Origin of the sequence: Bacteroides fragilis NCTC 9343 (genome assembly GCF_000025985.1) — a bacterium.
Classification (GTDB): Bacteria; Bacteroidota; Bacteroidia; order Bacteroidales; family Bacteroidaceae; genus Bacteroides; species Bacteroides fragilis.
The window spans coordinates 5,060,303-5,072,886 of the sequence record NC_003228.3 but is presented as its reverse complement, the minus strand read 5'-3'; the positions used below and the strand labels follow the sequence as shown (position 1 = coordinate 5,072,886).

General features: G+C 41.7%; 5 protein-coding genes and 1 pseudogene. 4 read left to right on the top strand and 2 right to left on the bottom strand.

From position 1 onward, the window contains the following. Positions 1–214: 214 nt before the first annotated feature. A complete protein-coding gene (locus BF9343_RS20780; RefSeq protein WP_005791946.1) occupies positions 215–766 on the bottom strand; it encodes an RNA polymerase sigma-70 factor in 552 nt (183 codons plus the stop codon). A 129-nt stretch (positions 767–895) separates the two neighbouring features. Between BF9343_RS20780 and BF9343_RS20775 the strand changes: the two genes are divergently transcribed. From BF9343_RS20775 to BF9343_RS20760, 4 genes and pseudogenes are all read left to right on the top strand, one after another. Next, positions 896–1,876, top strand: a complete 981-nt coding sequence (locus BF9343_RS20775; RefSeq protein ID WP_005791947.1) for a FecR family protein — start codon at positions 896–898, stop codon at positions 1,874–1,876. Between the two features lie 48 nt (positions 1,877–1,924). After that, positions 1,925–5,437 (top strand): annotated as a pseudogene (locus BF9343_RS20770) (SusC/RagA family TonB-linked outer membrane protein). A gap of 21 nt (positions 5,438–5,458) precedes the next feature. Next, positions 5,459–7,408 carry a RagB/SusD family nutrient uptake outer membrane protein gene (locus tag BF9343_RS20765; RefSeq protein ID WP_005791949.1) on the top strand — a complete coding sequence of 650 codons (1,950 nt, stop codon included), beginning with the start codon at positions 5,459–5,461 and terminating at the stop codon, positions 7,406–7,408. Between the two features lie 156 nt (positions 7,409–7,564). Then, on the top strand, positions 7,565–9,106 hold the full coding sequence (locus tag BF9343_RS20760) for an arylsulfatase (protein ID WP_010993787.1): 1,542 nt from the start codon (positions 7,565–7,567) through the stop codon (positions 9,104–9,106). Positions 9,107–10,035: 929 nt separating this feature from the next. On the opposite strand, the gene BF9343_RS20750 is transcribed toward BF9343_RS20760, so the two are convergent. Then, a complete protein-coding gene (locus BF9343_RS20750; protein ID WP_005797373.1) occupies positions 10,036–12,534 on the bottom strand; it encodes a YfhO family protein in 2,499 nt (832 codons plus the stop codon). Between the last annotated feature and the right edge of the window lie 50 nt (positions 12,535–12,584).

The following is a 12,584-nucleotide window of genomic DNA, read 5'->3' as shown; positions in this document are numbered from 1 at the left end:
TTAGTCGATTTCCATTTCTTATTTTTATAGAAATGTTTATTTTTGATTTATTAATGAAAATCATCATGTTTATATATAGTGTTAATAGTATCTCTGTGAAGAGAGAATTGTTATGTAAGTGTAATACCTCTCTATGAAAGAAAGTTTCGTTTTTCATAAAAAACTGATGATCGGCGCTGTTCTGTCCCAACGGGGAAGAGCAGCGCTACTTCATTTATAATGAAAGGAACAGTAAATAGAGTTTGATGTTTTTTCGTAGAAACTTTAGGGCATCGGAGATGTGGTGTTCCACTGTTCTTTCTGATATTTGTAGTCTTTCTGCAATTTCGCGATAAGAAAGTTCCTCATCCCTGCTTAAACGAAACACTTCCTGCTGCCGGGGAGGCAGCATTGAGATCAGTGCTGAGATATGTGTGCGCAGATTGGCTGCGTCCAATTCTTCTTCTATATCGTATGATTCTTCGACAGCTTCTATCACTGATAGTTGGTAGAAGGGTTCATTCAGATTCTTACGGGAACGGTTGAAAACAAGGTTGCGCATCGTGATAAATAAGTATCCGGCAAAATTTTGTTCTTCATCCAAAGCTTCCCGATTCTCCCAAATTTTAATAAAAACTTCTTGAACGATTTCTTCCACATCGACCGCAGAGGTGATGTAAAGTCGCGTAAAATTGTAAACCTTAGCCCAATAAGAGCGATAGAGGAATGCAAAGGCGGCTTTATCATTGCAGGTCTTTAGTTTAATAATTGCTTCTTTTTCGTTCATTAAGCGTTACGTTTGAATTACAAATATAGCATACTCAATTTATAAAACAGAAAAAAAGCCGAAAACATATAGGGGGGAATTTTATAAATAGTGTATTTATGGATAGATTTATAAATATAGCTTGGATTTTTGGAAAGAAATATAAAGAATATGAAGATTTCTAATAAATATGATAGGCTTGTCCGCAAATTGATTGCAGGTGAGTCTTCTTCGGAAGAAATGGAAGAGCTGGCACATTGGAATGTTGTGGAGACGAAAATGAAAAAACAATTCGATGCGGCAAAAAATATAGTGGAAAATGGTGCTATTGAAAGAAGGATCTGGGATAAGATTGACTCCAGATGCCAGGCTCCTGTTGAGCGTAGTCAGAAACTTCAACTCAGATATTGGAGGGTTGCACTAGCCGCATGTATTACGGCTTTATTGATTATCGGAGGTGGTATTTTCTTTTTTGATAAAGGGCATACAGCTTCACAGCGTATAATTGAGTATACTGAAGTTGTTTCTTCAAATAGCCGGTTGTATGTACTTCCCGACAGTTCAAAAGTCTGGATGCAGGCTGGGAGCCGTCTTCGTTTTTCACAGGATTTTATGAGTAACCGGGAAGTATGGCTGGAGGGAGTGTCTACTTTTGAAGTAACTAAGCGTAAAGGACATAATTTTAAAGTATATATCGATCAGGCATTTGTCGAAGTCAAAGGAACGGTCTTTCGTGTGCAGTCTACCTGTCAGGATGGTGCGGAGGTGACTCTTTTTAGTGGAAAGGTTGACTTCAATGTGAAGGCTTCACAGAGAAAAGTTGAAATGAAACCTTTGCAGCAGATTGTTTTTCATCCCGAGAAAGATGAAGTGATATTAAAGAACATAGGTAATATCAGTTGGGATGAAGGGCGTTATAAGTTTGTCGACATGCGTATGGATGATTTAATAGAAGCTATTCATGATATTTACCACATTCCGGTAGAACTCGATAGGAAAGTAGCTCGCAATGACTTGTTCACGGGTTATATGCGCTATGATGACCCTGCCTCTAAAGTCATCGAAAAGATTTGTATTAATATGAATTTGAAATTTAAAAAAGAAACACAGAAAATCATTATTTATAAATAATCGCTTTTATCAATCACTAATTAATCGTATAATCAAAAAATGAAAGACATGAGACTATGTTTTAGCGTCTGTAACAGGCGTTTTCTGACAGGCGTAATTATGTTTATGCTCCTGTATCCTATGTCCGTTTTTGCCGTGCAAGGACAGATAACCGTGCAGGGAAAAGCAATGAGCATTAAACAGGCTATTCAAGTTATTGAGAAGAACAGTAAATATACGTTCTTCTACAAGGCGGCCGATTTGAGCAATGCAAAGATCCGTGACATCCATTGTGAAGGTTCCATAGAGGAAGTGCTGAATGTTTTGTTTAAAGATAGCGGTATCAGCTATGTTATCAAAGACAATGAGGTTATTCTGAAGAGTACCCCGGTAGTGGTTGCAACGCCACAACAGAGTAATAAGATCGTTGTGAAAGGCAATATCAGGGATACTTTGGGTGAATCGGTCATTGGAGCTACCATTATGGAGAAAAATAATGCTCAAAATGGTTCTATCAGTGATATAAATGGAGATTTCTCCTTGTCGGTAAGTCCGGGTGCTGTTATTGTTATCTCTTACATTGGTTATGTAACGCAAGAATTGAAAGCCATAGCGGGGGCCCCTCTGAAAGTAGTACTGAAGGATGATTCCCGTACTTTGGATGAAGTGGTGGTAGTTGGTTTCGGTTCACAAAAGAAAGCGAACCTGACGGGGGCCGTTTCATCTATTAAAATGGACGAAATTATTGGCGATCGTCCCATAATGACGGCTTCTGATGCATTGCAAGGTACAGTTCCGGGACTGCTGGTTTCTAATAGTGGAAATGCTCCGGGTAGCGGAAAGTCATTCCAGTTGCGTGGTGCCTATTCGGTGGGTATCAAGAATAGCGACGGATCTTATGGTGCCAATGTCGCTCCCCTTATCTTGATTGATAACGTAGAGGGGAGTCTCGATATGTTGAATCCGGAAGATATTGAGACCGTAACTGTATTGAAAGATGCCGCTTCGGCAGCTATTTATGGTGCACGTGCAGCCGGCGGTGTTGTCTTAGTGACTACCAAGCGTCCGAAAGAAGCTACGGCCTTTCGTCTGAATTATAACAATAATTTTGGTTTTGCTACTGCAACCAATCTGCCTAAACAGGCATCTTTGATGGATTATCTGTAGGCTTATCAGGACGGGGGATATTCTGATGCTTATTGGTCGTATGGTTCACCCAGCGTTTCAAAGTGGAAAGAATACCTCACACAGTATAGGCAGGATCCTTCATCTATCAAAACTGTAGGTGACGGTATTTTCGCAGATACGGATGGAGCTTTGTATTATTTGAATGAGCATGATCCCTATAAGAATTTTATGGAGACCAGCTTCCAGATGAACCACAATCTTTCTGTATCCGGTGGTACGGATAAATTGCGTTATCGTATGTCGGCGGGATATGTATCGACGGACGGTGTGCTGATCACCGATAAAGACACCTATGAGCGCTTGAACATCAATTCCTATATTTCTGCTGATATAACCAAATGGTTTACCCAGGAGTTGACTATGAGTTATGCACGTACCAATCAGTCGCAACCTAATTCCGGTTTGGGAAGTATGTTTGGCAGTAATCAGGTTTCTTATCAGCCGGAAGGTAATATGCCTTCGGATGTTTGTTCTACAATTTCTCAGGATTTGCCTTTCAACACACCGCGCAACCAGGTATTGTTAGCAAATAAATGGAAAAAGTCGTATGATAATCCGCGTGTTTTCGTGAAATCTATTCTGAAACCGTTCAAAGGTTTTGAGGCAGTATTCGAGTATACATTTGACAAGAACATGTATGATTATAATTTCTATACCGGAAAAACTCAGTATACAGATATTCAGGGAGGTAATAACATCTGGAATGCAGCAAAAGATTATTTGCAGAAAGAGAAGCAATTTACCGACTACAATGCTTTCAATATTTACGGAACATACAAATTCGATCTCAACAAAGATCATCATTTCAGTGTAATGGCCGGTTTCAACCAGGAGTCCAAGTATACAGAAGGTGTAAATGTATTGTCTTATAATCAGGCTGTTGTTGAAGTACCGGCATTGGGTTCGGGTACAGGTGACCTAAAAGCGACAGACAGTTATAATGAATACTCTGTTCGAGGAGGATTTTTCCGGGTCAATTACAACTATATGGATAAGTATTTGCTGGAAGTGAACGGTCGTTACGATGGTTCATCCAAGTTCCCGAAAGATTCCCGTTTTGGTTTCTTCCCATCTGTATCTTTGGGTTGGAACGTAGCTCAGGAAAAGTTTATGGAAGTTACGCGCAATTATATTGATGGTCTGAAGATTCGTGCATCTTACGGTGTGATCGGTAACCAAAATGTAGTGAACTATGCATACTTCCCAACTATGAGCGTTAGCAATAAATACAACGGTTGGCTGTCTGGAGGTGATTATGTAACTGCTATCAACTCTTTACCGAATCTGGTAAGTACAAGCTTTACTTGGGAAAAAGTGGCCACTACGGATATCGGACTCGACTTGAATATGTTCGGTAATCGTATGAATGTTGTGTTCGACTGGTATCAGCGTGATACAAAAGGAATGTTGGCTCCGGGTATGCAGCTTCCTGCTGTGGTAGGTGCAAGTTCTCCTTTCCAGAATACAGCCGATATGCGTACTCGTGGTTGGGAACTGGCAGTGAACTGGAGAGACCGTATCGGTAAGTTCAACTATCGTGTCGGATTCAATCTTTCTGATAGCTATTCTGAAATTACTAAGTACGACGACAATGCTGCTTCTAAGCTGCTGAGTAATTTTTATCCGGGACAGAGACTGGGAGAAATCTGGGGATATGAAGTGGACGGATTCTATACGGTAGATGATTTTGTAGATACTAATAGTTGGAAACTTAAAGATGGAGTGGCCTCTATTAAAGGTGTCAGTCCACGTCCCGGTGACTTGAAGTTCAAAAATCTCCGTGATGATGACAAAAGTACAAATCAGATTGATAGCGGAGACGGTACATTAGATAATCCCGGCGACCAGAAAGTAATAGGCAATAGCTTGCCTAAATATCTGTATGGTATTACTCTCGGTGCTAATTATAAGGGTTTCGACTTGAATATTATGATGCAGGGAACCGGCCAGCGTGATGCATGGATTGCCAATAACCTGGTATTCCCGATGTATATTTATTCAGTAAACGATATCAAATACCAACCGCTGTTTGATGGTTTGACTGACTATTGGAGGCCGGTAGATGCAGCCAATGGAGATTACACTGCCGTAAATCCGAATGCCAAATATCCGCGTATGTATGGACAAAATCCTACAGTCGGCTCCAATTACGGACGTAAGACAGATAAATATTTATCTAATGCCGCTTACTTCCGCATCAAGAACGTTACTTTGTCGTATACCGTTCCTAAAACATGGATATCCCGAATCGGCTTAAATCAGTTAAAGGGTTTTGTCAGTGTAGAAAATCTGGCAACTTTCTCTTCATTACCTTCAGGTATCGATCCCGAAACTCTGAGCTGGAACTATCCGGCATTCCGTACCGTTTCGTTTGGTATCAACTTTACATTATAAACGCATAATCAAGAATTAAAAATGAAAAAGATATATCTATCATTGGCTATTTTAGCCGGAATCGGACTGGCCGGATGTAATGACAGCTTTCTGGAGCATGCGCCTGTCACCAGTCTGACAGAAAATAATGCTTTTAGATCTTATGATAACTTTAAGTCGTTTGCATGGCCTTGTTATGAGATATTCAAGGATAATAATATAGCCAATACCATTAACGGAACCGGACAAGGTTCCTGCTATGCAGGTGATATGAATGCCGGATACTTGGAAAGCCGTGCCAATGAGTCGGGCAATGACTATGCTTTCGGAAGAGTTCAGAGTGTAGCTTCGGGCAATGGTTGGGGCTTTTCCGGCACATTCCGTCGTGCCAATATTTTGCTTGCTAACATCGATAAGTCGGAAATGACCGATGCCGAAAAGGACCATTGGCGTGCAGTAGGGTATTTTTTCCATTCATACTGGTACATGGAGCTTATCAATCGTTTTGGGGCGGTGCCTTGGGTTAATACGGCCCTTAACGAAAATTCTCCTGAGGCTTACGGTCCCCGTGTTGACCGCGAAATTGTGGCCGATTCCGTATTGAACCGTTTGAAATGGGCTGAAGCGAATATTGGAGATTTTGAGAAGCAAGATGGTGCAAATACCATTAATCGCGATTGTATTCGTGCGGCTATCTCACGATTTGCGTTGCGTGAAGCCACTTGGCGCAAATATCACGGAATAGACGGAGCTCAGAAGTTCTTTGACGAATGTATTCGGGTGTCCCGTCTGTTGATGAATGATTACCCTACTCTTTATTACGGAACAGACGGTCAGCCCGCAGCCGGATATGGAGAGATGTGGACAACAGAAGATTTGGGCAAAGTGCCGGGTGTCATCTTGTATATGGAGTTTGTTCAAGACATCAAGATGGCCAATTTTAGTGCATTGGAACATATGGATAGCCACAATGTAGAGATGAATCAGCATACTGTTGACCTTTATCTGTGTAAAGATGGCAAGCCGATTGCTACTTCTGCAAATTATCATGGAGATAAAACTCCCTATGCTACTTTCCGTGACCGTGATCCGCGTTTATATCACGTAGTAATGCCACCGTATAAAGTGAAAGCAAAGGTGAAGACGAAAGAAGATCCCAGAACATGGGATTATACCGATGATCCGGCAGATCGTGAATATATCGATATTATGGGTCCTAACGAATCCTGTGATAATCCCGGTATTGGTATGAAACGCCTTCCCGGACAGAACTGGAGTGCTTCATTGGTACCTTCTTCACCAAACTTTATGGGGGGTATCGGAGCTACAGGTTTTGTGAGAAGCCGCTCGGGATATTATTTCTGGAAGAATTGGAGCAACTGGGAAACGAACCGTAACGGAGGTGTCACTCTGAACACATCGGATAAGCCTATCTTTAAGATCGAAGAGGTTTTATTGAATTATGCCGAAGCCATGTGTGAGACCGGACAGTTCACTCAGGCAGTGGCCGACGAATCTATTAATAAGTTGCGTAGACGCGCCGGTGTGGCCGATATGAAGGTTGCCGATATTGATGATAGTTTTGATCCGAACCGTGGACGCTATTATCCGAAAGGAAATGAACAAGGTGTTCTGGTAGATCCTGTTTTATGGGAAGTGCGCCGTGAACGTATTGTCGAGCTAATGGGTGAAGGCTTCGGATTCTACGATATCCGCCGTTGGAGAATGGCGCCCTGGTTCCTTAACCGCCAGTTTAAAGGAATGTGGATGACGAAAGATAAGTTCAGACATGGTGCCCAGTTCTTATTGAATGAAACGACCGGTGGACCGGACCCTGCCGACGGAGCCATGACAGAAGGATATATTTATTTACAACCGGACCCTATCAAAGCAGGTGAAGGCTGGCAGGAGAGATATTATCTTTATGAGGTTCCTACTCAAGAAATTATCTTGAATCCGGCACTTGCACCTAACAATCCGGGGTGGGAATAATTGAAACGGAATAGCAATGAACCTGTTTCACCACAGATAACACAGATTTTCACAGAACTTCTAATCTTGTTATCAATAAAATAAATTATTAATCTGTGAAAATCTGTGTTATCTGTGGTGAAGTTAAAACCAAATGAACTCGAAACAAACCCAAGAATGAATCAAAAAATTATTTATAGTAGTGCATTACTTGTCGGATTAGGCAGTCCGCAAGCATTTGCCCATAAAGAAAAGGCCCATACCCCTCAAAAACCGAATATCATCTTTATTATGTGTGATGATATGGGGTATGGAGATCTGGGTTGCTATGGACAGCCATACATCAGCACCCCTAATATTGACAACATGGCCCGTGAAGGCATGCGCTTTACGCAAGCCTATGCCGGAAGTCCGGTGAGTGCACCTTCGCGCGCATCGTTGATGACCGGACAACATACCGGACATTGCGAAGTGCGTGGTAATAAAGAGTATTGGACTCAGGCGTCTACAGTGATGTATGGCGATAATAAAGAATTTTCAGTTGTCGGACAACATCCCTATGATCCGGAACATGTCATTCTGCCCGAAATAATGAAAGATAACGGATATACAACCGGTATGTTTGGTAAATGGGCGGGGGGATACGAAGGCTCGGCGTCCACTCCGGATAAAAGAGGAATCGATGAATATTACGGATATATCTGTCAATTTCAGGCACATCTCTATTATCCCAATTTTCTGAATCGTTATAGTCCGTCGTTGGGTGATACAGGTGTTGTACGTGTTGTGATGGAAGAGAATATCAAATATCCGATGTACGGTCCAGATTATCATAAACGTACTCAATACTCAGCTGATCTGATTCATCAGAAAGCGATGGAATGGATCGAGAAACAGGATGGTGAACAACCTTTCTTCGGAATCTTTACCTATACCTTGCCGCATGCAGAGTTAGTGCAACCGGAAGACTCTATTTTGAATCATTATAAGACACAGTTTGCTGATGACAAAGCTTTTGGTGGTCAAAAAGGATCCAGATATAACGCCATTACCCATGTGCATGCACAGTTTGCGGGTATGATCACCCGTTTGGACTATTATGTGGGCGAAGTTCTGAAGAAGTTGGAAGAGAAAGGATTTGATGAGAATACGATTGTCATCTTTACCAGTGATAATGGGCCCCATGAGGAAGGCGGAGCCGATCCTACTTTCTTCGGGCGTGACGGAAAGTTACGTGGCTTGAAGCGCCAGTGTTACGAGGGAGGTATCCGTGTTCCGTTTATTGTCCGTTGGCCCGGTCAGGTTGCTGCCGGAACAGTGAATGATCATCAATGTGCTTTCTACGATGTCATGCCTACCTTGTGTGATTTGACAGGCGTGAAGAACTTCACGAAAAAATATGTGAATAAGAAAAAGGAAGCGGATTATTTTGATGGTATCTCTTTTGCTCCGACCATACTGGGTAAAAAGAACCAGAAAAAACATGATTTTCTCTATTGGGAGTTTAATGAAACGAACCAGATCGGTGTACGTATGGGAGACTGGAAAATGGTTGTCAAGAAAGGTACTCCTTTCCTTTATAATCTGGCGACAGATATCCATGAAGATCATAATGTAGCTGCCGAAAATCCTGATATTGTGAAGAAAATGGTTGGGATTATTCATCAGCAACATACGGAAAATCCAAATTTCAAGGTAACATTACCTGCTACTATGTAAGAAGATTCTTAGTGATAGATCAAGCGCTGTCTTTTACCCTCTATTCAGAGGAAGGATAGCGCTTTTTATTTGATAGCTTAGAGCGCTGTTCGGTATCAAAATGTTTGCTGTTTTATTTTTCTGCTGGCATCTGCTTTGGCGAAATGTTGCGAAATAGAAGAGGAATCATCAGATATTTCTTTTCAGATCACTTGTTACCGGGAAATTATGTGAGAGGTATCGGAAGGAAGTTAACTTCCTGTCGGCAAATAACTAACTTCCTGCCGACAGAGAATTAATTTCCTGAGAGTAGGAAGTTAACTTCTTATGAATAAGAAGTCTGTATTCTGATGAAAGCATCGGTTTTCCTTCTCGAAACATCCCTTAATTTAGGGAAAAAGAACTGCTTTTTCTTCTAGAACAGAGTTTGGAGGACTCTTTTTAAAAGTGTTATTCCGAATGTTTATGAGATTTCCAGGTTTCTTCCTAAGAGTAAATGCCCTTGGTATCTTGTCTTTATGGTAGCATTTCACTGTATTTTCCGACTCTCTGACTTCCTGGAAAAGGGTATTCCTGCGTTTTTTACTCTCTTCTTGTTTCCAGGGCACAAAGAATTGATTCTGAGGAATCTCAAAATACATTTTGACAGAATGCTAAAAGAAGATTTCCTGTGTAATGTTGGTTTTGATGTATAACCTCCATCCGGAACATCCAATTATCATATACTTTTGCTTGAAGATTATTGTGAACTTCCTTTGTCTATTATAATCCTTGTCGTTATTATATTAAAACAATAAAGAGGGATGTGTCAAAACTCGTATTCACCATAGATTACACTGATTTACACAGATAAATATCATTGGTTATCAGTGTATTAAAAACGTTTTTGTGTAAATCCGTGTAATCTGTGGTGAGTTATGAAACACCCTCTTTCATCATTTAATTAATGATTATTTGCTGTTTTCACTATATTTTTTTCGATAGATCCATATCAGGATTATTACTCCTACCAGCAATAACGCCATCGCTCCGTATGCAATACCTTCTGTAATATGCAGGCTTTGCGGATCAAAACGCATTTCGATGGTGTGTTTACCTGCCGGGACATTCATAGCACGTAAAATGTAGTCTGCACGGGCAATATCGGCGGGCTTGCCATCAATGGTTGCCGTCCACCCCGGATAATATATTTCGGAGAAAACCACTATACCGTCTTGGGGTGAGGAAGTCTCGTATACTAATTGGTTAGGTTCATAACTGGTCAAACGAATCGTAGACAGTGAGTCTTTGTACCCCTCGTTCACTCCTTTCAGTGCCTCTTTAAACTTAGAGTCTACTATAGCGGTTTGTTGCAGGTCGACTTGCCCGATGGCATCGATTTCTTCGTTTGCATTGTTCACGTATTGTATTTTATCTATGAACCATGCATTTCCGAAAGTATATGGGTTCTCAATGGGGACTGTTTGACCTTGCTGTCCGGCAGGGAATATAAAGTATTTCGTATTCAGCATATTCAATACAGGAAACTTAGCAGCGTTTACGCTATCCATTTGTCCACCGGCTGTAGCTACTTCCTGATAGGCTGCCTGCATTTCTTTAGCGATGTGATGGTCTATCATTTCCTGATAACGGCGAAGCTTTGCAGCATGATAACCGCCTACGCTCTTGTGCCAATAAGAGGTATTGTTTTCTTCAAATGTATTGCCCGCAAAGTTCAGTACACGATAATCCAGTGATGGGTCTTGCAGGATTAGTTCATCTGTCTGTGTTTTCCGGAATGTAGCAGTCTGCTCTGATTTCGGGATAAACTGTTCGTCGTACAGATAACGTTTATTTACGCTCCACATGTCTCCCAGGCATAATAGAGCAATAGCGGCAACAGTCCAGGTTGCTTTCAGCTTTTTGGCGTTATAGGCCAGTAAAAGCAGGGTGCCGATGGTGACGATAAAGAAACTTCGCCAAGCATCAGAGGTGAAAAGGTGTACACGCATTTCCTCAAGATTGGCAATAATGGGCGATAGTTGGTCGGCAGGCAGGGCATTTTGCAGAGCTGCCATTTCGTTACCTGGAATATAGGTAGGAAAGAACAGACGGGGAGCAATGGCAAAGAGCAGTGCCAATCCCCCGGTTAATCCGAAACTGATATAGATGTATTTCAGTTTCTCTTTCAATAATTCCGGCTTGGTGAGTATTTCCTTCAGGGTAAGGATGGCGAGCAAAGGAATAGTAAACTCGGCAATTACCAAAATAGAGGATACAGCCCGGAACTTATTGTACATTGGGATATAATCGATGAAAAAGTCTGTCAGTCCCATGAAGTTTTTACCCCATGAAAGTAGGATAGAGAAGATGGTAGCTCCCAGTAGTGCCCATTTCATAGGACCTTTTACAATGAAACATCCCAAAATGAAAAGCATTAGTACGAATGCGCCTACATAGACCGGACCACTTGTCATCGGCTGATCGCCAAAATATTGAGTTAGCTGTGAGTAGAGGCTGCTATACATCGGATTAGCCTTTTCCATTGCTTTCTCACTTCGTGACAGCGGTACGGAAGCACCTCCTTTGACATTGGGGACCAGCAGGGAGAATGTTTCACCGATACCATAACTCCATTGAGTGATGTAATCGCGGTTGAGGCCGCTGCTAGTCTGTTTGGCGGCAGCTCCTTCATATTTCAGTTCACTTTTACCACGCATCGTTTCTTTACTATATTCGTAAGTGTGGTATAGGTTTGAGAGGTTGATGGATACTCCAATCAGTCCTGCAACAATCAGCACGCCGGTAGCTTTGAAGAATTGGGGGAGTTCTTTTTTTCGCCAGGCGTCTTCGAAGAATGCGCCTACCATGAAAAGAATAACAAACAAGAAATAATAAGTCATCTGCACATGGTTGGACAATATCTGCATAGCCATGAATAAAGCGGTGATAATACCTCCTAACAGATATTTCTTTCGGTAAGCAAGTACTATACCTGCTATCGTAGGTGGAATATAGGCTAAAGTAATAAATTTCCAGATATGTCCGGCAGCTATCAGAATGAAGAAATAGGACGAAAATCCCCAAATGATTCCTCCTAACCCTGCGAGCCATGCCGGTATGCCGAATGCCCTTAGCAGGATATAGAACCCGAGCATCATGATAAATGTGAGCCATACGTAGTTCGGAAGAAAAAGGTGATATACTTTCTGTACAAATGTCAGCGGCTCGGTAGAGTCGTAACTCGGGGACATCTGGTAGGTAGGCATACCTCCGAAGAGTGCATTGGTCCAGCGGGTACGTTCACCTGTTCTCTCATAATATTCTTTGGCTTCTTGTCCGGCTCCGGCTCCGGCCACGGTGTCGTGCTGGAAGAGAATCCGGTCTTCGGTGATAGCAGGGAAGAAATAGATGAAAGAGATAACTATAAATGCCAGAATGGCAATCAGGTCAGGAAGAAATTTTTTCATTTACGATTAGACGATTTACAATTTACAATTGAAGTTTGACTTAGGATTAG